This window comes from Azospirillum oryzae (assembly GCF_900177515.1).
In the GTDB taxonomy this organism is placed as follows: Bacteria; Pseudomonadota; Alphaproteobacteria; order Azospirillales; family Azospirillaceae; genus Azospirillum; species Azospirillum oryzae_A.
Map to the genome: position 1 here is coordinate 2,600,064 of NZ_FXAK01000007.1, position 22,529 is coordinate 2,622,592.

Genomic DNA, 22,529 nt, shown 5'->3' on the forward strand with positions numbered 1-22,529 from the left:
CCCCTGTGATGACCGTCACAGCCAATATAGATAAAATACCCGATAAATTGTTCCAGTAACCGTGACCGGCCCACAGGGCCGGCGGGCCGGGATGCATCGGAAGGGAGGGCGTGGGATGACCGCCGATCCGCCGCCGTTCGAACGCCACCATCGCACGGCGCAGGCTCTGGTCAGCACCTTTCAGGAGGCGCTGGAGCCGCAATTCACCGCCAAGGGCGTGCTGTCGCGCGAGGAATTCGCCCGCGCCATGGGGCTGATGATGGCGCACTGGCCGTCGGTGCTGCCACTGTTCGCCTCGATCTGCCAATCCTGTACCGCAGCCTCCTGCACCGCGTCCGGCTGCGGCGGCTGCGCGCCGGCGGGAGACGCGGCGGGAGACGGGCAACAGCCTCTTCATCACGATGGCCGCCGCCGGGATTTCGTCACCCGTCTGATGGTATCGGCCCTGCGCACCCGCCTGCCCGACAGCATGGACCCGATCACCGGCGCCAGCTTTCCCCAGCTGATCCTCCCCGGCCTGCAATCGACGCTGACCGCCCTGTTCTACGAGAAGGAGTGGGAGGCGATGAACACCAGCGCCATCGCCCTGTTCAACCGGCTGGGGACCGACCGCGACGCCGAGGTCTGGCGGCGGCTGGCCCATGAGGAAACGCTGGCGGTGCTGGCCGACACGCCGTTCATCCGGGTGATGCTGCGCTTCCGCCAGTTCCACCAGCAGCGCCAGACCTTCATCCGGCGGATGACCGACCATCTGCGCGAGCGGCATTTCGTGTTCGCCGAGGAGCATTTCCAGGCGTTGTTCGACGCCCTGTTTGGCCGCCTTCGCAACGGCCTGCGCACCGAGCTGGACCGCGCCCGCACCGACATCCATTACGGCGAGGGCACGGCGGAGGCGCTGCTGCGCATCTTCGACCAGTTCGACAAGCACCGGCTGGAGCAGTCGGTTCCGGTCCGCGTGCTGGGCGGCCGGCAGGTGGCGCGCCCGATGCTGGCGCAACGCAGCATGCTGGGCGCCACCCCCGCCGCCAAACGGCGCTGAGCCCCGCAGCCGGCCGTACCGGTTGTCACAAGCCGGGCCGGTGCCGAATTAGGACGCCGTTAACCAGGGGGGCGCTTCGATGGACCGCATGATCCCACCACTGCCGCTCCAACCCTGCCGCGGCACAACCACAAGGCTTCAGGTCCGGTGACAGCCCGGCGCTCCCCGTTCCGCCCCTCCCCCCGCCTCCCGCCGGAGACGGACTGCGGCGTCGCGCCCGAACTGATGGACTACCTGTTCGCCGAGTCGTCCGACACGGCCCCTCCTCCCGCGCCGCCCGGCCGCAACGTCGCCCGACAGGTCGGCGACGTGCTGGTCGAATCGCGGCTGGCCGGAATGGGCGACGCCGACGTGCGCTCCAATCTGGCCCGCAAGCTGTGCCGGCTGCTGCCCGACCTGCCGCCGGGCGGGGCCGACACCGTCAGCACGGTCGCCGTCCGCGCGCTGGAGCAACTGGCCCGCGACCACATCGTCCGGGTGCGCGAGGCGCTGGCGACGGCGATCAAGGACATCGCCTGCGCCCCGCCCTCGGTGGTGGCGACGCTGGCGCGCGATGTCGAACGCTCGGTGGCGGAGCCGGTTCTGCGCTGCTGCGCGGCGCTCGGCGACGAGGATCTGCTGGACATCGTCGCCGCGGCGCCCGCCGGCTGGGCGTTGTCGGCCATCGCCCGGCGCCACAGCATCGGCGCCGCCCTGTCCGACGCCATCGCCGGCAGCGGCCATGCCGAGGCGACCGGCATCCTGCTCGACAACACCGGCGCGGTGATCGCCGAACCGACGCTGGAATCGCTGGTGGAGCGGTCGGCCGACCATCCCGACTGGCGGGAGAAGCTGGCCCGCCGTCCCGCCCTGCCCCGCCGGCTGGCGCTGCGGCTGGCCGATTTCGTCGATCTGGCGGTGGTGGAGACTCTGCGGCGGCGTCCCGACTTCGACGACTCCACGGTGGCGGAGATCGCCGCCACCACCCGCCGCCGCATCGACTGGGCCGAAGCGCCCGAGTCGGCCGAGTCGCCGGAACGCCGCGCCGTCCGCCTGCACCGGCTGGGCAAGCTGGACGAGACGGCGCTGGGCGACGCGATGTCGTGGAACGAGACCGGATTCGTGCGGGCAGCGCTGACCTTGCGTGCCCGCGTGGCGCCGGAGGTGGTGGACCTGATCCTGGACGCCCACGACCCGCAGGCGGTCACCGCGCTGGTCTGGCGTGCCGGCCTGTCGATGCGTTGCGCCATGCAGATCCAGACCCGCGCGGCCGGCATCCACCCGCGCGCCATGCTGAACGCCCGGCAGGGCAGCGGCTTCCCGCTGTCCCCCGCCGAGATGGCCCGACACCTGGAACGCTACGGCATCGGGCCGTAAGCATGGTGTCGTCAGCGAGCGTTGTTTCCCTCCCCCGCCCGGCTCTCGCACAAAGCCTCGCTTTGTGCTGACGCGGCAGGCGGACCGTAGGTCCGCTGAGAGCGGGGGAGGGTTAGGGTGGGGGCAAGTGCATCAAGCCCCCTCAAAGCTTACTGCACCCCCCCGCGCGGGATCGGCTGGCGCGGCGTGGCGCGGCCGGTGCGCGGCACCGGGGTGTCGGGCGAGACCTCCTTGTAATAGGGGCCGCGGTCGGTCGGGCCTTCCATCGCTTCGGCCGGGGTGACGATCTGCTCGCCGGTGCCGGCGTCGAAGGCGATCAGCGGCAACTGGCGCACCTTCAGGCAGGCTTCGCGCTTGGCCGCCAGTTCCGCCGGCTGCGATCCGTCCAGCGTCACCAGCGGCAGCACCCAGTTCGCCCGCTGGTCGGCGGGGATCGAGGTGTAGACGTAGTTGGTCAGCGGCCGGCAATAGGCGATGCTGGCTTCCGCCGTGGCATCGACGATCGGGGCGGCCGCGATGGCAGCGGTATAGTCGCCGACAGTCTGCGCCTGGGCGGTCGAGACGCCGGCAATGCCGGCGGCAAGCGCCAGCGACATGGTCAGACCGGGAATGAAACGGGCCACGAGCTTGGCCATCTGCGCTCTCCTTCGACCGTCTTTGAACAAGGTAAGGACCGGACGCGAACCATACGTATAAAGCCGAACGGTCCAGTCGTTGGAAAGGATCATCGGGGGTGCGACGCAAAGCTGCAATGCCTCGCTAGCGGTCAGGCTTGCCCTCCGCGACAAAACGCGCTACCTACGCTTCCGAAATCTCGGGGCGCTGGATCCCTAAGACGTTAGAATGACCAACGGTTCTAGTCTCCCGCTGAATGGGGGACGCTCAAACGTTTTAGGGAACGCTCCATGGCTCGCAAGAAGATTGCGCTCGTCGGTGCCGGCCAGATCGGCGGCACGCTGGCTTTGCTCGCTGCTCAGAAGGAACTGGGCGACGTCGTCCTGTTCGACATCGCCGAAGGCATGCCGGCCGGCAAGGCGCTGGATCTCGCCGAAACCTCCCCGGTCGAGGGCTTCAACGCCAGCCTCACCGGCGGCAACGACTATTCGGTCATCGAGGGTGCCGACGTCGTGATCGTCACCGCCGGCATCCCGCGCAAGCCGGGCATGAGCCGCGACGACCTGATCGGCATCAACAGCGGCGTCTGCAAGACGGTCGGCGAGGCCATCGGCAAGTATGCCCCGAACGCCTTCGTCATCGTCATCACCAACCCGCTCGACGTGATGGTGTGGGTGCTGCAGCAGGCGTCCGGCCTGCCGCCGGAGCGCGTGGTCGGCATGGCCGGCGTGCTCGACTCGGCCCGCTTCCGCTACTTCCTGGCCGAAGAGTTCAACGTCTCGGTCGAGGACGTCACCGCCTTCGTGCTGGGCGGCCACGGCGACACGATGGTCCCGCTGGTGCGCTACTCCACCGTCGCCGGCATCCCGCTGCCCGATCTGGTCAAGATGGGCTGGACCACGCAGGAGAAGCTGGACGCCATCGTTCAGCGCACCCGTGACGGCGGCGCCGAGATCGTCAAGCTGCTGAAGACCGGTTCCGCCTTCTACGCCCCGGCCGCCTCCGCCATCCAGATGGCCGAGTCCTACCTGAAGGACCAGAAGCGCGTCCTGCCGGTCGCCGCCCACCTGAGCGGCCAGTACGGCCAGGACGACCTCTACGTCGGCGTCCCGACGGTCATTGGCGCCGGCGGCGTCGAGAAGATCATCGAGATCGAGCTGAACGACGAAGAGAAGGCGATGTTCCAGAACTCCGTCGACGCGGTGAAGACGCTGGTCGACGTCGTCAAGAAGCTGGACGCCGAAAAGGCCGCTTCCTAAGGAACGGACCGCGCGGTCTCCGGCGCCGTCCCGGCCCATTTTCCGGGTCAGGGACGGCGCCGGTGGTGCGCCCGTCTTGTCCTTCAGTCGACCCGTTCTCGTCAGCCGAACCAAAAAACAGATGGACGCCCGATGAACATCCATGAGTATCAGGCGAAAAGCCTGCTGAAGAAGTACGGCGTCGCGGTTCCCCGCGGCGGCGTTGCCTACACCCCGCAGGAGGCCGAGACGGTCGCCCGCGAGCTGGGCGGTCCGGTCTGGGTCGTGAAGTCCCAGATCCACGCCGGCGGCCGCGGCGCCGGCCGCTTCAAGGACAACCCCGAGGGCAAGGGCGGCGTCCGCGTCGTCAAGTCGATCGAGGAAGTCGGCAAGAACGCCGCCGAGATGCTGAACCACGTCCTGGTGACGAAGCAGACCGGCGCGGAAGGCCGTGAGGTCAAGCGCCTCTACATCGAGGAAGGCGCCGACATCAAGCGCGAGCTGTACCTCGGCATGCTGATCGACCGCGCCACCGGCCGCGTGACGATCATGGCCTCGACCGAAGGCGGTATGGAGATCGAAGAGGTCGCCCACAACACGCCCGAGAAGATCATCAAGGTCGCCGTCGATCCGGCCACGGGCATCCAGGGCTACCACACCCGCAAGGTCGCCTTCGCGCTGGGCCTGGAAGGCAAGCAGGTCGGTGCCGCCGCCAAGTTCATCCAGGCCGCCTACAAGGCCTTCGTGGATCTGGACTGCGCCATCGTCGAGATCAACCCGCTGATCGTCACCGGTTCGGGCGACATCCTGGCGCTCGACGCCAAGATGAACTTCGACGACAACGCGCTGTTCCGTCACAAGGACGTGGAAGAGCTGCGCGACGAAGCCGAAGAGGATCCGGCGGAGATCGAGGCGGCCAAGCACAGCCTCAACTACGTCAAGCTCGACGGCAACATCGGCTGCATGGTGAACGGCGCCGGTCTGGCGATGGCCACCATGGACATCATCAAGCTGTATGGCGGCGAGCCGGCCAACTTCCTCGACGTCGGCGGCGGCGCCACGAAGGAGCGCGTCACCGCGGCCTTCAAGCTGATCCTGTCCGACAGCAACGTCGAAGGCATCCTGGTCAACATCTTCGGCGGCATCATGCGCTGCGACGTGATCGCCGAGGGCGTCGTCGCCGCGGCGCGCGAAGTGCACCTGCACGTTCCGCTGGTGGTGCGCCTGGAAGGCACCAACGTCGATCTGGGCAAGAAGATCCTGGCCGAATCCGGCCTGCCGATCCTCTCGGCCGACAACCTCGCCGATGCCGCCGAAAAGGTGGTCAAGGCCGTGAAGGAGGCCGCGTAACATGGCTGTTCTCGTCGACAAGAACACGAAGGTGATCTGCCAGGGCTTCACCGGAGCCCAGGGCACCTTCCACTCCGAGCAGGCGATCGCCTACGGCACCAAGATGGTCGGCGGCGTCACGCCCGGTAAGGGCGGCGCCAAGCACCTCGACCTGCCGATCTTCGACACCGTGTCGGAAGCGGTGGAGAAGACCGGTGCCAACGCCTCCGTGATCTACGTGCCGCCGCCCTTCGCGGCCGACGCGATCCTGGAAGCCATCGACGCCGAGATCCCGCTGGTGGTCTGCATCACCGAAGGCATCCCGGTGCTGGACATGGTCCGCGTCAAGCGCGCCCTGGATGGCTCCAAGACCCGCCTGATCGGCCCGAACTGCCCCGGCATCATCACGCCGGACGAGTGCAAGATCGGCATCATGCCGGGCCACATCCACAAGCGCGGCAAGATCGGCATCGTGTCGCGCTCCGGCACGCTGACCTATGAGGCCGTCGCGCAGACCACGGCGGCCGGCCTGGGCCAGACCACCTGCATCGGCATCGGCGGCGACCCGGTCAACGGCACCAACTTCGTCGACAGCCTGGAGCTGTTCGTGAAGGACCCGGAGACCGAGGGCATCATCATGATCGGCGAGATCGGCGGCGACGCCGAAGTCCGCGGCGCCGAGTTCATCAAGGCCTCGGGCACCAAGAAGCCGGTCGTCGGCTTCATCGCCGGCCGCACGGCGCCTCCGGGCCGCCGCATGGGCCATGCCGGCGCGGTGATCTCCGGCGGCAACGACACCGCCGACTTCAAGATCGACTTCATGAAGTCGGTCGGCATCGCCGTCGCCGACAGCCCCGCCAGCCTGGGCTCCACCATGCTGAAGGTGTTCAAGGGCTGATGGCCTGCGGGCGTCACCTCAGCGGTGACGCCCGCGGCCGGTTGCCTTTGAAAAGAGGATGCCTCGAAAGAGGCCGACGGGCGGGACGCTGCGGTGCCCCGCCCGCCGCCCCTTCGGCCTATCCTCTTGGACGGATGGTCCTGGGAACCCATATGCAAGCGTCGGCGGTGCACCCGGCACCCCACCGGCTGTCTCCGCCGGTTCTTGCACATGGGTATCCATCGACCCACCGCCTCCTTCATCACCCGCGATCATCTCCCACAGGGACCCGGGCTCACGGCCCGAGGTGAAACCATGTCGGCAAATCTGGAACAGACCTCGTTCCTCTTCGGCTCGAACGCCGGTTACGTCGCCGAACTCTACGCCAGCTATCTGTCCAACCCGGCCGCCGTCGACCCCAGCTGGAACAGCTTCTTCCAGGATCTGGACGAGGATTCGCGCGCCGTCCTGGACGAGCTGCGCGGCGCGTCCTGGACCGTGTCCGATCTGGAAGACCCCAAGGCCAAGCGCGACCCGGTCGCCGAGAGCTTCATCGTCGGTGCCCCGAATGGTGCCGCCAACGGCGCCGCCGCCGCGATGAACGGCCCCGGCAACGGCGCCATGCTGGCCCACGCCCAGCAGGTCTATGGCGGCATCAGCCCGCAGCAGCTGCGCGCCGCCACGCTGGACAGCATCCGCGCCCTGATGCTGATCCGCGTCTTCCGCGTCCGCGGCCACATGAACGCGCATTTCGACCCGCTGGGCCTGGAAAAGCGCGAGCCGCACCCGGAACTGGATCCGGCGACCTACGGCTTCGGCCCGGACGACCTCGACCGCCCGATCTTCCTGAACTACTCGCTCGGCCTGGAAACGGCAACGCTGCGCCAGATCCTTGAGATCCTGCACAAGACCTATTGCGGGACGATCGGCGTCGAGTTCATGCACATCCAGGACCCGGAAGAGAAGGCCTGGATCCAGGAGCGCATCGAGGGCGGCCGCAACCACACCGACTTCACGGTGAACGGCAAGCGCGCCATCCTGGAGCGCCTGACCGCGGCCGAGGGCTTCGAGAAGTTCCTGCAGCTGAAATACACCGGCACCAAGCGCTTCGGCCTTGAGGGCGGCGAGTCGATGATCCCCGCGCTGGAGCAGATCCTGAAGCGCGGCGGCCAGCTCGGCCTCCGGGAAGTCGTCGTCGGCATGGCCCACCGCGGCCGTCTGAACGTGCTGACCAACTTCATGGGCAAGCCCTTCTCCGCGGTCTTCTCGGAGTTCCAGGGCAACCCGTCGAGCCCCGAGGACGTCCAGGGCTCCGGCGACGTGAAGTACCATCTCGGCACCTCGTCGGACCGCGACTTCAACGGCAACATCGTCCACCTGTCGCTGACCGCCAACCCGTCCCACCTGGAATGGGTCAACCCGGTCGTGCTGGGCAAGGTGCGCGCCAAGCAGCAGCAGCGCCGCGACCTGGAGCGCGAGCAGGTGATGGGCGTGCTGATCCACGGCGACGCCGCCTTCGCCGGCCAGGGCATCGTGGCCGAGACGCTGGGCCTGTCCGAGCTGCGCGGCTACCGCACCGGCGGCACCATGCACTTCATCATCAACAACCAGATCGGCTTCACCACCAACCCGACCTATTCGCGGTCGGGCGTGTACTGCTCCGACATGGCCAAGATGGTGCAGGCGCCGATCTTCCACGTGAACGGCGACGATCCCGAAGCCGTCGTCCATGTCAGCCGCATCGCCATCGAGTTCCGCCAGAAGTTCAAGCGGGACGTCGTGATCGACATGGTCTGCTACCGCCGCCACGGCCACAACGAGGGCGACGAGCCGGGCTTCACCCAGCCGCTGATGTACAAGAAGATCCGTGCCCACGCGACCACGCGCGAGCTGTATGCCAAGCAGCTGGTCGAGGAGAACGTGATCACCCAGGCCGAGGGCGACCAGATCACCCAGGACTTCATGAAGAAGCTGGAGGGTGAGTTCGAGGCGTCCAGCACCTACAAGCCGAACAAGGCCGACTGGCTGGAAGGCAAGTGGGCCGGCCTGCAGGCCCAGGGCGCCGACACCGCCCACCGCGGCGAGACCGGCGTGGACATCGACAAGCTGAAGCAGATCGGCTTCAAGCTCTGCGAGTACCCGAAGGACTTCGCGATCAACTCCAAGATCGCGCGCCAGCTGGAAGCCAAGAAGAAGACGCTGGAAACCGGCGAAGGCATCGACTGGGCGACCGCCGAGGCGCTGGCCTACGGCACGCTGGTCGCCGAGGGCACCGGCGTCCGCCTGTCGGGCCAGGATTCCGGCCGCGGCACCTTCTCGCACCGCCATGCGGTGATGTACGACCAGAACACCGAAGAGAAGTACGTCCCGCTCTGCCACGTCGGCCCGGATCAGGCGACCTTCGAGGTCCATGACAGCCCGCTGTCGGAAGCCGCCGTCGTCGGTTACGAATACGGCTATTCGCTGGCCGAGCCGCACAATCTGGTGCTGTGGGAGGCGCAGTTCGGCGATTTCGCCAACACCGCGCAGACCATCATCGACCAGTTCATCTCGTCGGGCGAGTCCAAGTGGCTGCGCATGTCCGGCCTGGTGATGCTGCTGCCGCACGGCTACGAGGGTCAGGGTCCGGAGCACTCCTCCGCCCGTCCGGAACGCTTCCTGCAGATGTGCGCCGAGGACAACTGGCAGATCTGCAACGTGACGACGCCGGCCAACCTGTTCCACGTCTTCCGCCGCCAGATCCGCCGCAGCTTCCGCAAGCCGCTGGTCCTGTTCACGCCGAAGTCGCTGCTGCGCCACAAGCTGTGCATCTCCGACCTGTCGGAGATGGGCCCGGGCACCAGCTTCCACCGCGTGCTGGGCGAGACCGCCAACGATCTGGCCGCCAACGACAAGATCCGCCGCATCGTCGTCTGCTCCGGCAAGGTCTATTACGACCTGCTGCAGGAGCGCATGAGCCGGGGCATCAAGGACGTGGTCATCCTGCGCCTGGAACAGCTCTACCCGTTCCCGAAGGACGCTCTGGCGGCCGAGTTCGCCAAGTATCCGAACGCCGAGCTGGTCTGGTGCCAGGAAGAGCCGGAGAACCAGGGCGCCTGGCATTTCGCCGACCGCCGCCTGGAAGCCGTGCTGAAGGACGTCGGCCACAAGGCCGGCCGCCCGTCCTATGTCGGCCGCCCGGCCACCGCATCGCCGGCGACCGGCCTGCTGAAGCGTCACAACCAGGAGCAGGCCAAGCTTCTGGATCAGGCCCTGACGGTCCGCTGACCATCACCCAAGCGAACAAGAAGACGAACGAGGATAAGAAATGGCTACCGACATCAAGGTCCCCACGCTGGGTGAGTCCGTCTCCGAGGCGACGGTCGCCCGCTGGCTGAAGAAGGCCGGCGAGGCCGTCGCCATGGACGAGGCGCTGGTCGAGCTGGAGACCGACAAGGTCACGCTTGAGGTGAACGCGTCTGCCGCCGGCGTGCTGGCGGAAATCGTCGCTCCGGAAGGGGCGAACGTCGAGGTCGGCGCCCTGCTGGGCGTCATCAACGAAGGCGCCAGCGCCGGTGCCGCCCCGGCCGCCGCCGCCCCGGCCGCTGCGCCGGCTCCGGCCGCTGCCGCTCCGGCCCCGGCCGCCGCGCCGGCACCGGCGTCGGCCCCCGGCAACCTGGCCGCCTCCGGCCCGGCCGCCCGCAAGCTGGCGGACGAGAAGGGCATCGACGGCTCGTCCATCGCCGGTTCGGGCAAGGATGGCCGCGTGACCAAGGGCGACGTGCTGGCCGCCCCCGCTCCGGCCGCCAAGCCGGCCGCTCCGGCCCCGGCTGCGGCGCCGAAGATGGTGTGGGCCGCCGGCACCCAGGGCGACCGTCCGCGCGCCGCGCAGGAAGAGCGCGTCCGCATGACCCGCCTGCGCCAGCGCATCGCCGAGCGCCTGAAGGAGGCGCAGAACAGCGCCGCCATGCTGACCACCTTCAACGAGGTGGACATGTCGGCGGCGATCGCGCTCCGCGCCGAGTACAAGGACTATTTCGAAAAGCGCCACAAGGTGCGGCTCGGCTTCATGTCCTTCTTCGTCAAGGCCGCCGTCCAGGCCCTGAAGGAGATCCCGGCCGTCAACGCCGAGATCGACGGCACCGACATCGTCTACAAGAACTACTATGACATCGGCGTCGCCGTCGGCACGCCGCAGGGTCTGGTGGTTCCGGTCGTCCGCGACGCCGACAAGCTGGACTTCGCCGGCGTCGAGGGCACCATCGCCGCGCTGGGCAAGAAGGGCCGCGACGGCAAGCTGTCGATGGACGAGCTGACCGGTGGCACCTTCACCATCTCCAACGGTGGTGTCTACGGCTCGCTGATGTCGACCCCGATCATCAACCCGCCGCAGTCCGCCATCCTCGGCATGCACAAGACGATGGACCGCGCGGTCGTCGTCGGCGGCAAGATCGAGGTCCGCCCGATGATGTATCTGGCGCTGTCCTACGACCACCGCATCATCGACGGCAAGGAGGCGGTCACCTTCCTCGTCCGCATCAAGGAGCTGATCGAGGATCCGCGCCGCCTGCTGCTGGACGTCTGAGCCAAACGAGGCAAGGGAGGGCACACGCCCTCCCCTGACCCACATGCCAAGGGCCGTTGTCCTTGGAACCCTGGAAGGGCGCCGAACGGCGCCCTTTTCTTTTGGCCGACCGGCTGAAATCGGCACCACAACCGAAATAAAGGCGTAAACGCCGATAACAATCGCTCCGGTTCGTTGACAGCCCCTGCGTGCCGGTATTGTCTCGGCTTCCCGTTTACGACGAAGGGCGCCATCATGCCGGTCAATATCCTCGATCTGGCCGTTGCCGCGAACACCGTCTACAATTTCCAGAAGGGCCGCGGCAACGACGCCGCCGCCTTCAGCAAGGCGGAAGGGGCGCGGCGATCTCCGCCCGGCTTCCAGGTGATCTTCACCCACGAGGATACCGACGTCGGCTTCTTCGGCGCCGTCTATCAGGAAAAGCACTCCGACCAGTACATCATCGCCTATCGCGGCACGGCGGTCGGCAGCAGCACGTCGGGCCAGATGGCCGGCACCAAGAACCTGAAGACCGACATCGCGCTCTACACCATCGAAAGCCTGCCGGCCGGCATCCGTGCCGCCCATCTTCTGCTGGAACAGGCGAAGATGCTGCTGGGCGCTGCCCGTCCGATCCTGTGCGGCCATTCGCTGGGCGGAGCCATTGCCACCATCGTCGCGGTCGAGACCGCCCTGCCCTGCTGTGCCTTCAATGCGCCGACGGTGTCGAAGATGGTGCGCGGCGGCATCATCCACGGCCCCTATGTCCGGGTGCCCACCGAAGACCTGGCGTCCATCGAAAAGCAGATCATCAACTTCAACCTGCAGTGGGACCCGATCAGCAAATCGTCGAAGGCGGTCGGCAAGGTGATCAAACTGCCGGCGACCCTGTCGACCGGCGGCCATTCGCAGGACAAGGTGGTCGCCAACATCAAGTCCAGCAAATACGCCTCGATGCCCTTCTTCAGTCTGGTCGGCTGATTCCGGCCGGTTGCCGGGTCAATTGAACGAGATGCTCTGCACCACGAACTCCTTGACTTTATAGTCGACGGTCGACCCATCCCGCTTCACGAAGTTGCGGTATCGGTCGACCAGTCCGGCGAACAGGTCGCCGACGCTGCCGCTGGACGCCTTGTATTCGCCGAAGTTGGGGTCGAAGAAATACAGGTGCGATCCCAGTCCGAAGGCCTTGCCGCCGGACTTGTAGCAGCAGGTTGCGTGCGCCATCCCCCGCTGCTCGAAGATCATGGTGACGACGTGATAGGTGTGGGGGCCGGCGGTGGCGGCGGTGATCGCCTTCATCACCTCTTTGAGGCTTTCCGGACTGTTCACGCTCACCCACTCCGTCCTGGTCGCGGCAATCTTGAACCCGGCCTGCGCCATCGCCTGGTTGCGTGAGCCGAGTTGCTCGGAGGACTGGTCCAGATCGTGGCTCAGTTCGGCGCCGTAAAGGCGCTGCTTGATGCTGGCGTGCAGGATCGTGTTGTCCAGGTCGATGTAGGCGATGCGCGCCTTCGACGTCTCGCCCTTGTGCGAGCGGTGGCGTGCGATCCACTCCAGGCTGAGGCCGAAGCAAATTCCGCTGTTGACCTCGTGATCCGACGGGAACATCCGCTGGATCGGCATGCGCTGCTTGAACGGCGCCACACAATAGCTGTCGAACGCGGCCATTCCATTCCCCATCGATGTCGGAAGATCGGTGCCCGGCGCCTCCGCCGATCGGTCGCCGACCGGCTATACGCTATGCCGGATAATCATAAGCACAAAATTGATTGATGTTTGCAGCAAATCCGCTGCGTCCCCGTCTCCGGCCCATTCCGGCCGCGTCCGTCGCCGACCGCCGACCCCTCCGATCTGTTCGCATTCACCACAGTTCGCGGAGCGCTCAAATCCTCTTGCATGGTCGATGGTATCTGGTATACCGTATCGATAATGTCAGTGCAGCCTTGGTTTCCGGCCAATGCAGCACCGGCTCCCCCGGCGCCCAATCCAAGAGGGGGCGAGCGCCAAGGAGATCGACATGGATCAGACAGCAGCAGCGGGTTCGCCCGCGGTTGTGGATTGCGAACAGCTGGTGGCGGTGATCGGCGATGCCGTCATCGTGTCCGACCCGGCCGGCGCCATCACGCTGTGGAATGCGGCGGCGGAGCGGATGTTCGGCTTCACCGCCGACGAGGCGATGGGCAAGTCGCTCGACATCATCATTCCCGAACGCCAGCGCCAGCGTCATTGGGACGGTTACGAAAAGACCATGGCCACCGGCGAGACCCGCTACGGCCATGACCTGCTGCGGGTTCCGGCGGTGCACAAGGACGGGCACAGCCTGTCGATCGCCTTCACCGTCGCGCTTTTGCGCGGGACCGACGGTGGGGTGTCCGGGATCGTCGCCGTGGTGCGGGACGAAACCGCCCGCTGGACCGAAGAACGGAAACTGCGCCGCCGCCTCACCGAACTCGAAGCGACGGCCGGCTGACGGCGCCCTGCGGCATTGAGTGAATTCCGGCCGGCAGCGGCCTCGACGCCCCCGATCTCCGGGCGTGGGCCGGCCGGGCAGAAGAGCAAATCCAAGAGACAATCTGAATCAACGTGAAAAAAGGGAGTGTTGCAGTCATGACCAAGCCGCTCGAAGGCATTAAGATCATCGACTTCACCCATGTGCAGGCCGGCCCCGCCTGCACCCAGCTTCTGGCCTGGTACGGCGCGGACGTGATCAAGGTCGAACGTCCGGGCGCCGGCGACGTCACCCGCAGCCAGCTGCGTGACATTCCGGGCGCCGACGCGCTCTATTTCACGATGCTGAACAGCAACAAGCGCTCCCTGACGCTCGACACCAAGACGGCCGAGGGCAAGGAAGTCCTGACCCGTCTGATCAAGGAATCCGACGTTCTGGTGGAGAATTTCGGCCCCGGCGCGCTCGACCGCATGGGCTTCAGCTGGGAAAAGATCAAGGAGCTGAACCCCGGCCTGATCGTCGCCTCGGTCAAGGGCTTCAGCGACGGCCACCACTACCAGGACCTGAAGGTCTATGAGAACGTCGCCCAGTGCGCCGGCGGCGCCGCCTCGACCACCGGCTTCTGGGATGGCCCGCCGACCGTGTCCGCCGCCGCTCTCGGCGACAGCAACACCGGCATGCACCTCGCCATCGGCATCCTGACCGCGCTGATGGCCCGCACCAAGACCGGCAAGGGCCAGAAGGTCGCCGTGTCGATGCAGGACAGCGTGCTGAACCTCTGCCGCGTCAAGCTGCGCGACCAGCAGCGCCTCGACCGCGTCGGCTATCTGGAGGAATACCCGCAGTACCCGCACGGCACCTTCTCCGACGTGGTTCCGCGCGGCGGCAATGCCGGCGGCGGCGGCCAGCCGGGCTGGGTGCTGAAGTGCAAGGGCTGGGAGACCGATCCCAACGCCTACATCTACTTCACCATCCAGGGCCATGCCTGGGCGCCGATCTGTAAGGCTCTCGGCCGCGAGGAGTGGATCGACGATCCGGCCTACAACACCGCCGAGGCGCGCCAGGACAAGATCTTCGACATCTTCGCGGTGATCGAGGATTGGCTGAAGGACAAGACCAAGTTCGAAGCCGTCGATATCCTGCGCAAGTATGACATCCCGTGCGCGCCGGTGCTGTCGATGAAGGAGATCGCCAACGACCCGTCGCTGCGCGCCAGCGGCACGGTCGTCGAGGTCGACCACAAGGTGCGCGGCAAGTACCTGACCGTCGGCAGCCCGATCAAGTTCTCCGACATGAAGGTCGAGGTCACCGGCTCCCCGCTGCTCGGCGAGCACACCGACGAGGTCCTGGCCCAGCTCGGCTACAGCAAGGACCAGATCGCCGCCATGCACGACGCCAAGGTGGTCTGAGGCAGGTCGCACTTGCACTTAATCCCCCTCCCCCGCCCAGCGGGGGAGGGTCGGGGTGGGGGCAAATCAGCAACCACTCCCCACAAACGACAACGGCGCCCCACCCGGGCGCCGTTTTCTTTTTCCCACCCCCTAGACCCCTACGCCTTCCCGCCGCGCTCCAGATCGTCGAGGATTTCTCCCGCCCGGCTGGTCAGGGTACGGGCCAGCCGGTCGTAATGGCCGTTGCCGGTCGTGCGGGCGCGCCGGGCGGCCTCCGCCCCCAGTTGGGCCAGTTCAAGGGCCATCTTCCGATAGTCCGGAACCGTGGTCCACGCCGCGTCGGCCGTGCCGCGAGCCTTCGGATGATCTTTCGAAGCCACAAACCACCCCATCCGTCGATGCCGGTGAAGGGCGCAATCCTGACACGGCAGGGCTCAGGAACCAACTGACGCTTACGGCAGCGGCAGCGCAGCCTTTGGGTGTGCCCGGACCCGACCGAACCGGATAGGACCTTCCCGTCCGGGCTCCCCCGCAGAACCGCTCAGTCGATCAGCAGGTCCAGCGTCGAGCGGACCACCTGCACGATCTCCCCGCCATAGGTCGAGCTGGCCTGGCCGCGGGCGTTGACGATGATCGACAGCTCATGCTCCGTCGTCGGGGCGAAGCGGGCGATCTCCTGCACCAGATCGTCGGCCAGCACGGCGTCGCGCGTCACCCCGGCCTGGGTGGCGGCCTTGTCGCGCCAGCCGTTCAGCGCGGCGGCGATGGCCGCCTCGATCTGCTGCGACTCCTCCTTGCGGCGCAGGTCGGTGAACAGCACCAGCACCCGCCACGCGCCGTCGGCATAGGCGGTCTCGATGCGCTGGACCTCGACCGTCCGCAGGAAGGCGGACAGCTGCGTCTGCGCCTCTTCGGCGGCGGCGTCGGGAATGGTGAAGGTGCGGATCTCGGTGCTCATCGCCCAACCCTGCTGAAAGGCTTCCCTGGATGGACGGAGCCTACACAGAAACGGCGCGTTCGGCAAACCGGGACCCTGCCACGGGGGTGTTCGGGGGCCTTGGGGATACCCCCAATTTCCACGGGTCGAATCTCCTCCCCCGCGCGTTGTGGGAGTAGCCGCAGCACGCCTGGAGACGCCCGATGTCCCATCTTGAGCCGCAGGAGCCGAAACAGGACCTCCCCCCCGTCCCTCCCCATGCCGAGGAGACCACCTCCGCCGCGACACCGCGCCGCGGCCGGCGGCGCTGGTGGATGCTGGGGACCGGGCTGCTGCTGGCACCGCTGGCGCTGGGCGGTCTGGCGGTGCTGGCGGTCCTGTGGGCCGGCTCCATGCTCTACGACCAGCCCTTCGCCTGGTACAACCTGAACCGCATCGACGCCATGGCCGACCGGGCGGCGCGCAATCCCGATTCGGTGATGGTGGTGGCGCTCGGCGACACCGCGCTGCGCGACGCCACGCTGGACGAGCGCGGCATGGCGAAGGTCGCCGCCGAGCGTGGCGTGCCCGACCTGGAGTTCCTGCGCATCGTCCACCGGCAGGCCCAGTTCGCCGATTTCGAGCCGCTGCTCGACCGGCTGATCGCCGTCAAGCCGACGCTGATCCTGCTCGACCGCAACCTGCTGACCGCCAGCCGCGGCCCGGTCGACGAGCTGGAGCGCTACGGCCACGGCCTGCTGCGGCTCTATCGCGGTCAGGCCTATGTGCAGGATCAGGTGGCGCTGCAATACCGGCGCGGCTGCGGCCCGACGCCGTCGGCCTGGCTGACCGGCGGGGCTCCCGGCGCCGTCGACGGCGCCACCGCCACCGCGCGGCAGGTGCGCGCCTTCATCGAGCGCGCCTGGGCCGCCGGCATCCGCGTCGCGCTGATCGAGGTGCACAGCCGCCCCGCCGCCCCGCGCTCCACCGGCCTGATCGCCACCGCATCCGCCGCGGAGCCGTCCGCCGAACCCTCCGGCATCAACCTGCCGCTGTGGAACTACGATGACGAGGACGCCGTCCCCGCCACCGCCTGCGGTCAGGCCAGCACCGACGGACGCAGCGCCTTCTCCGCTTGGCTGACCGGCGGCATCGCCGGCGCGGTGGCCGGCGCCCAGCCCGACCGCATGCCCGGCCGCGCCGTGGTGACCGAATCCGCCGCGCTGCCCTGATGCCCTTGCCGTAATTGCCGCCCCCAAATGACGCAGTGCACCCGGCCCCGCGCTTTCCGCCTTCCGGTTAAACCACTTTTTGTTTATGGTTTTGCCGTCGGGCGAGTCGCAACAGGAGACGGATGCATGGCTTCCATCATGATCAAGAAGGCCGGCGAAGGGCTGGTCTCGCAGGCTCACCGCAACGCCGACGTCGGCCCGACCAGCGGCAGCTCGGTCGTCTATGAAATCCAGAATGTGCCGGGCGACGTCACCGTCGACGACGTGATCGCCGCCTTCAAGACCTACAAGCCGGCCGACAAGGTGTACGAGATCGACTGGTCCGCCCTGTCAAAGTAACCAGGGGAGGGGGCCGCCAACGCCCCCTTCCTCACACGCCGTCTACTGCTGCAGCGCCGGATAGCGCTTGGCCCACACCTCCAGCTGGGCGACATGCTCGGCCTCTTCGGCGGCGAACTCCTCGGCCATCATGCGGACTTCCGAATCGGTGGTGGTCTTCGCCACCTCGGCATAGAAGGCCTGCCCGCGCCGCTCGCTCTCCAGCGCCAGTTCCAGCGCGTATTCCACCGTCATCAGATAGTGCGAGCCTTCCATCGAGGCCGCTTCCGGGCTGTCGCCGTCCGGCCACTGGAAGTCTTCCGGCGCAAGGTCGGGGATCTTGCGGAAGCCCGACCGTTCCCGCGCCTCGGCCAGATGCATGCGCGAGAATTTCGCCATCTGGCCGAAGAAGGCCGCGACCTCCTGGTTGCCATAGGTCTTCATCGCTTCCGACAGATCGGCGAAGCGGTTGGCGGCGTCCTCTTCCAGCGCGCAGGCGTGGGCGAGGAACAGGGCGGCGTCGTGGATATCGGTCATGGATCCCTTTGATAAGCGAATAAGCCCGACGACCCCAAAACCATACATTTTTTGCGGCCATCGGTCGCGGCCCCCGTCCCCCTCCCCCGCCCCTGCGACCTTTTGGCGCGCGCCGTGCCCGTCGCCTCCCGAAAAGCATTGCCTTTCGCCCCGGTTCGCGGCAGCAGACTCCCCCTCATGAGCAAGCCCGCCTTCCCCGCCCTTCCCCCCCTTCCAATAGACCCAGTCCTGCCCGCCCTGTTGGAGGCGCTGGACCGCCGCGGCACCGCCGTGCTGCAGGCCCCGCCCGGCGCCGGCAAGACCACGCGGGTGCCGCTGGCCCTGCTGGAGGCCGGTTGGCTGAAGGGCCGCAAGATCCTGGTGCTGGAGCCGCGGCGCCTCGCCGCCCGCGCCGCCGCCCGCCGGATGGCGTCGATGCTGGGGGAGGCGGTGGGCGAGACCGTCGGCTACCGCGTGCGCCTCGACACCAAGATCGGCCCGAAGACCCGGATCGAGGTGGTGACCGACGGCCTGTTCCTGCGCCAACTGCAAGAGGATCCGGAGCTTCCCGCCGTCGGCGCCGTCCTGTTCGACGAGTTCCACGAGCGCGGCATCGACAGCGACCTCGCCCTTGCCCTGGTGCAGGAGGCGCGCGGCGCCCTGCGCGACGACCTGCGCCTAATCGTCATGTCGGCGACGCTCGACGCCGCCCCCGTCGCCACCCTACTCACGGATGCGGACGGCCCCGCCGCGATGGTGACCAGCGAGGGCCGCGCCTACCCCGTCGAGACCCGCCACCTCGACGCGCCCCCCCAAGGCACCCGCATCGAGGACGCGGTGGCCGCCGCCGTCCGCCGCGCCCTGCGCGAGGAGCCCGGCAACGCCCTGGTCTTCCTGCCCGGCGTCGGCGAGATCCGCCGCGTCCAGTCCCTGCTCGACCAGTCCGACCTGGGTCCGAACGTCATCCTCGCCCCGCTCTATGGCGACCTGTCGGCCGAGGCGCAGGACCGCGCCATCTCCCCCACCCCGCCCGGCCAGCGCAAGATCGTGCTGGCGACCTCCATCGCCGAGACCAGCCTGACCATCGAGGGCATCCGCATCGTGGTCGACAGCGGCCTGATGCGGGTTCCGCGTTTCGACCCGCGCGGCGGCATGACCCGTCTGGCGACGGTGAAGGTCAGCCAGGCCTCCGCCGAGCAGCGCCGCGGCCGCGCCGGCCGCCTGGAGCCCGGCGTCTGTTACCGCCTGTGGCCGGAGGCGACGCACAAGGCGCTGGCCCCCTTCACCACGCCGGAGATCGCCGACGCCGACCTCGCCCCGCTGGCGCTGGAGCTTGCGGTGTGGGGAGTCTCCGACCCCGCCAGCCTGTCCTGGCTCGACCAGCCGCCCGCCGCGGCGATGGCCCAGGCGCGCGAGCTGCTGACCGGCCTCGGCGCGCTCGATAAATCAGGCGCCATCACCCCGCACGGCCGCCGCATGGCCGGCTTCGGCGTGCATCCGCGTCTGGCCCACATGATGCTGGCCGGCAAGGCGATGGGCCAGGGCGCGCTCGCCTGTCTGATCGCGGCCCTGCTCGGCGAGCGCGACATCGTCCGCAGCCAGCCTGGGTTCCGCGACGCCGACCTGCGCCTGCGCGTCGACCTGCTGCGCGGCGAGGAGCGCGGCGGCCAGGGCGCGGCGCGCGGCCTCAGCGTCGACCGCGGCGGCGCCCAGCAGGCGGTGAAGCAGGCCCGGCAGTGGCGCCGCCAACTCGGCGTGCGCGACGACGACGCGATGCACTCGAACGCCGTCGGCATTCTGGTGGCGCTCGCCTATCCCGACCGCATCGGCCAGCGGCGGCCCGGCGGCCAGCCCGGCGGCGTTGCCGCGCAGTATCGCCTGTCGGGCGGGCGCGGCGCCTATTTCCAGGAGGCCGAGCCGCTGTCGGCCGAGGAGTGGCTCGCCATCGCCGACCTCGACGGCGCCGCCCGCGACTCGCGCATCTTCCTGGCCGCCCCGGTCACGCTGGCCGATCTGGAGGAGAGCTTCGCCGACGACATCCGCACGGAGACCATCGTCGCCTGGGACGCGCGCGAGCAGATGGTGCTGGCGCGGCGCCGCCGCATGCTGTTCGCCCTGATCCTGAAGGACGAGAAGCTGGCCAAGCCGCCGGCCGACGCGATGACCGCCGCGATGATCGAGGGCATCCGCGCGCTGGGCCCCGCCTGCCTGCCCTGGACCGACGAGCTGCGCAAATGGCGCACCCGCGTGATGTTCCTGCGCGCGCGGGAGGGCGACGCCCACAACTGGCCCGACCTGTCCGACGCGGCCCTGATGGACGGTCTGGAGGAGTGGCTGGCCCCCTTCCTCGACGGCGTGTCGCGCCGCGCCCATCTGGAGCGCATCGACCTGTCGAGCGCCCTGCGCGCCCTGCTGCCCTGGGAGTTGCGGACCCGCCTGGACGCCGAGGCCCCGACCCATGTCGAGGTGCCGAGCGGCTCCCGCATCCCCATCGACTATGACGGCGAGGAGCCGGTGCTGGCGGTTCGCCTGCAGGAAATGTTCGGCCTGGCCGAGACCCCGCGCATCGCCGGCGGCCGGGTTCCGCTTCTGCTGCACCTGCTGTCCCCCGCCCGCCGCCCGGTGCAGGTCACCCGCGACCTCGCGAGCTTCTGGGCCAACGCCTACAAGGCGGTGAAGGCGGATTTGAAGGGCCAGTACCCGAAACACTACTGGCCCGACAACCCGCTGGAGGCCGAGCCGACCGCCAGGGCGAAGCCGAGGGGGCGGTGATTTTTATCAGTGACCTCGCCAAATCAAGACCAGCAAGAAGGTCAATGTCCATTTGCTCAAATTCATTTCAGGAGACGAGATAATTGAAGAACCTTTCAATATATCTTGAAAATGACGAGATTGTATGAAATATATTTCTATATTCTTCCAATATGATATTTATAAACTACGATGCGGTAATATTACACCAATCTTTAGAGAGAACTCACAATAGAATTTATTATATTGGTGCTAGAAACGGAAGGAGTTACCTCAATCATTATAACTTTACAACATTTATGTAGTTTAGTGAGTTTCTCACCCTTCTCCGGAGCATCTGAAGGGTAAAATAGAACATTTGGTCGAAGAACATTAATATATCTACTAGATGGCAACATCTTTACAAATACATATTCATTTATCCGCTCTACATTCTTTTCTCTCAGATACTGATCATCAAAAGGTCTGGAAGGACCTTTCATTTCCTTGACGCGATGGTCAGAGTCAACACCAATAACTAAAGCGTCGCATTTTTGCTGGCACTTCTCTATGTATTTTTGGTGACCTTGGTGGAAAACATCAAAAACACCGCTTACATAACCTAAATATTGAGGTTTCGATAATTTTATATCAATTATTATCTGGGAAAATCTCATCGTGACGAACTCCTTGCTTTCCTTTTCAGTTTTTCAAGAAAGATAACAAGATCCCGCATATCATTTTCTCTATAAACACCTATATATATTTTTGTTTTACTCTTATATTTTCCTGCACATGACAGAATCCCATCTACAAAATAAGACAATGCTTTGTCAGGCGCGACCCCACCACTACCAAGCCCAAACACCGGAAAGAAAATGGAATCATAGTTGCTTGCATGAGCGTGGCGCACGCACTTATCGATGATAGCTGATATTGCTGCGCCACTTATGTCGGCTTTTCCATTTTCATCTCTAGTAATAGCAACAGATAATATAATTGATTTTACATTATTTTCCGACGCACCATATGAATTATCTAAAAAGACGCAAGTTCCCAATTCGAAATTGGAGCTCTTCCCGATTCTTCTCTTCCATTCATCAAGAAAAATTTTGATATTATCGGTTACTACTTCTCCAGCTTCATTTTTTGTTGCCGCGAGCTTTCTGATGCGTCCAGAGACTGAAGTTCCGGATATTGACCCTAGATCCAGACTGTTATCTTCTGATGTAACAATTACATCAACCTCGTTTATGTGGGCTACATTTCCCAAATAGCAATAAATTAAAAAGCTCCCAATCTCAACAGGCCCTCGTATTGTTTTAAAATTGTTTAGTTTGACTTCCTTCTTACGTGCAAAAATAAATGACATAACAAAAAATGCCGAGCTAAAAGCAGATAAAATAATAGTAAGCATGCTGTCGGATCCATGAACAAGTTCGTTCAATTTTTGGATTGTCGCAGCAACGCTTTTTCCTTGTTCGCCGCACCTGGAATCGACAATCAAAATAGAAATTTGAATAACAATCTCTATTACGCTTGGACCTGCCAAGGTCAAAGCTACCAACCACAGGAAACCTTTTGCAGCGACTAGAAAAGGTCCTTGATTTAACCTCTTCTTAATATATTCATGAGCATGTTCAATGAATATATAACGCAACATACTTGGCCCTACTATGTCCGAAAAGCGATACTTAGAGATAACCGGGTATCATGGCACTACGCCTGATAGAGCGAAAGAGATACTTGATAAGGGATTTCGAGTCAACGAAGGAGAGGAAGATTGGGTTGGCAGCGGCATTTACTTTTTTATAGACGGCATATCATCAGCAAAAGACATGGCCGCGGATTGGTCATGCTTCCGAAATAGAATTGATAAGCCGTGCATCCTATACTGCAGCATCAAGGCTGATTACAAAAATGTCCTTGATCTAAGATTAGAAGCGCATGCGAAGCAATTCAATTATCACAGGAACC

20 protein-coding genes are annotated in these 22,529 nt (G+C 65.5%); 13 read left to right on the forward strand and 7 right to left on the reverse strand.

Annotated features, from left to right (window positions below):
* Positions 1 to 115: 115 nt before the first annotated feature.
* Together B9N97_RS24805 and B9N97_RS24810 are read left to right on the forward strand one after the other, a co-directional pair.
* Entirely contained in the window at positions 116 to 1,039 is a 924-nt protein-coding gene (locus B9N97_RS24805; protein WP_085090329.1) for a hypothetical protein, read from the forward strand.
* Between the two features lie 225 nt (positions 1,040 to 1,264).
* Positions 1,265 to 2,395, forward strand: coding sequence for a DUF2336 domain-containing protein (locus B9N97_RS24810; RefSeq protein WP_085090330.1), 1,131 nt, complete (start codon positions 1,265 to 1,267; stop codon positions 2,393 to 2,395).
* A gap of 149 nt (positions 2,396 to 2,544) precedes the next feature.
* On the opposite strand, the gene B9N97_RS24815 is transcribed toward B9N97_RS24810, so the two are convergent.
* Entirely contained in the window at positions 2,545 to 3,030 is a 486-nt protein-coding gene (locus B9N97_RS24815; protein ID WP_085090331.1) for a hypothetical protein, read from the reverse strand.
* 270 nt (positions 3,031 to 3,300) lie between these two features.
* Between B9N97_RS24815 and mdh the strand changes: the two genes are divergently transcribed.
* The 6 genes from mdh (at position 3,301) to B9N97_RS24845 (ending at position 11,978) form a co-directional block, all read left to right on the forward strand.
* Positions 3,301 to 4,269, forward strand: coding sequence for a malate dehydrogenase (mdh, locus tag B9N97_RS24820; protein WP_085090332.1), 969 nt, complete (start codon positions 3,301 to 3,303; stop codon positions 4,267 to 4,269).
* 132 nt (positions 4,270 to 4,401) lie between these two features.
* Positions 4,402 to 5,598: an ADP-forming succinate--CoA ligase subunit beta gene (gene sucC / locus B9N97_RS24825; RefSeq protein ID WP_085090333.1), complete on the forward strand. Its 1,197-nt coding sequence runs from the start codon at positions 4,402 to 4,404 to the stop codon at positions 5,596 to 5,598.
* A gap of 1 nt (position 5,599) precedes the next feature.
* On the forward strand, positions 5,600 to 6,475 hold the full coding sequence (gene sucD, locus B9N97_RS24830) for a succinate--CoA ligase subunit alpha (RefSeq protein WP_014246680.1): 876 nt from the start codon (positions 5,600 to 5,602) through the stop codon (positions 6,473 to 6,475).
* A gap of 294 nt (positions 6,476 to 6,769) precedes the next feature.
* Positions 6,770 to 9,721 (forward strand): 2-oxoglutarate dehydrogenase E1 component, encoded by a 2,952-nt coding sequence (locus tag B9N97_RS24835; RefSeq protein ID WP_085090334.1) that lies wholly within the window; start codon positions 6,770 to 6,772, stop codon positions 9,719 to 9,721.
* A 40-nt stretch (positions 9,722 to 9,761) separates the two neighbouring features.
* Positions 9,762 to 11,018 carry a 2-oxoglutarate dehydrogenase complex dihydrolipoyllysine-residue succinyltransferase gene (odhB, locus tag B9N97_RS24840; RefSeq protein ID WP_085090335.1) on the forward strand — a complete coding sequence of 419 codons (1,257 nt, stop codon included), beginning with the start codon at positions 9,762 to 9,764 and terminating at the stop codon, positions 11,016 to 11,018.
* 234 nt (positions 11,019 to 11,252) lie between these two features.
* A complete protein-coding gene (locus tag B9N97_RS24845) occupies positions 11,253 to 11,978 on the forward strand; it encodes a hypothetical protein (RefSeq protein WP_085090336.1) in 726 nt (241 codons plus the stop codon).
* Between the two features lie 18 nt (positions 11,979 to 11,996).
* Here B9N97_RS24845 and B9N97_RS24850 read toward each other — a convergent pair whose 3' ends face one another.
* Entirely contained in the window at positions 11,997 to 12,668 is a 672-nt protein-coding gene (locus tag B9N97_RS24850; RefSeq protein ID WP_167393353.1) for a YopT-type cysteine protease domain-containing protein, read from the reverse strand.
* Between the two features lie 349 nt (positions 12,669 to 13,017).
* Between B9N97_RS24850 and B9N97_RS24855 the strand changes: the two genes are divergently transcribed.
* Both B9N97_RS24855 and frc read left to right on the forward strand, forming a co-directional pair.
* Positions 13,018 to 13,470 carry a PAS domain-containing protein gene (locus B9N97_RS24855; RefSeq protein ID WP_085090338.1) on the forward strand — a complete coding sequence of 151 codons (453 nt, stop codon included), beginning with the start codon at positions 13,018 to 13,020 and terminating at the stop codon, positions 13,468 to 13,470.
* A 137-nt stretch (positions 13,471 to 13,607) separates the two neighbouring features.
* The gene (gene frc / locus B9N97_RS24860) at positions 13,608 to 14,858 is read left to right on the forward strand and encodes a formyl-CoA transferase (RefSeq protein WP_085090339.1); all 1,251 of its coding nucleotides are present in this window, start codon (positions 13,608 to 13,610) and stop codon (positions 14,856 to 14,858) included.
* 140 nt (positions 14,859 to 14,998) lie between these two features.
* Here the strand turns inward: frc and B9N97_RS24865 are convergent, their stop codons facing one another.
* Complete coding sequence (locus tag B9N97_RS24865; RefSeq protein WP_244560883.1) at positions 14,999 to 15,145, reverse strand: hypothetical protein; 147 nt, start codon at positions 15,143 to 15,145, stop codon at positions 14,999 to 15,001.
* A 236-nt stretch (positions 15,146 to 15,381) separates the two neighbouring features.
* Positions 15,382 to 15,798, reverse strand: a complete 417-nt coding sequence (locus B9N97_RS24870; protein ID WP_085090341.1) for an HRDC domain-containing protein — start codon at positions 15,796 to 15,798, stop codon at positions 15,382 to 15,384.
* 182 nt (positions 15,799 to 15,980) lie between these two features.
* Here B9N97_RS24870 and B9N97_RS24875 point away from each other — a divergent pair, with 182 nt between their 5' ends.
* Together B9N97_RS24875 and B9N97_RS24880 are read left to right on the forward strand one after the other, a co-directional pair.
* Entirely contained in the window at positions 15,981 to 16,988 is a 1,008-nt protein-coding gene (locus B9N97_RS24875; RefSeq protein WP_085090342.1) for a hypothetical protein, read from the forward strand.
* Between the two features lie 126 nt (positions 16,989 to 17,114).
* Positions 17,115 to 17,327, forward strand: coding sequence for a hypothetical protein (locus B9N97_RS24880; protein WP_085090343.1), 213 nt, complete (start codon positions 17,115 to 17,117; stop codon positions 17,325 to 17,327).
* Between the two features lie 42 nt (positions 17,328 to 17,369).
* Here the strand turns inward: B9N97_RS24880 and B9N97_RS24885 are convergent, their stop codons facing one another.
* On the reverse strand, positions 17,370 to 17,843 hold the full coding sequence (locus B9N97_RS24885; RefSeq protein WP_085090344.1) for a ferritin-like domain-containing protein: 474 nt from the start codon (positions 17,841 to 17,843) through the stop codon (positions 17,370 to 17,372).
* Between the two features lie 177 nt (positions 17,844 to 18,020).
* On the opposite strand from B9N97_RS24885, the gene hrpB reads away from it, so the two are divergent.
* Positions 18,021 to 20,594, forward strand: a complete 2,574-nt coding sequence (hrpB, locus tag B9N97_RS24890) for an ATP-dependent helicase HrpB (RefSeq protein WP_085090345.1) — start codon at positions 18,021 to 18,023, stop codon at positions 20,592 to 20,594.
* Positions 20,595 to 20,788: 194 nt separating this feature from the next.
* On the opposite strand, the gene B9N97_RS24895 is transcribed toward hrpB, so the two are convergent.
* A complete protein-coding gene (locus tag B9N97_RS24895) occupies positions 20,789 to 21,229 on the reverse strand; it encodes an adenylyltransferase/cytidyltransferase family protein (RefSeq protein WP_085090346.1) in 441 nt (146 codons plus the stop codon).
* Entirely contained in the window at positions 21,226 to 22,215 is a 990-nt protein-coding gene (locus tag B9N97_RS35200) for a macro domain-containing protein (protein ID WP_143266839.1), read from the reverse strand. Before B9N97_RS35200 ends, B9N97_RS24895 begins: the two co-directional genes overlap by 4 nt.
* Positions 22,216 to 22,529: the final 314 nt, after the last annotated feature.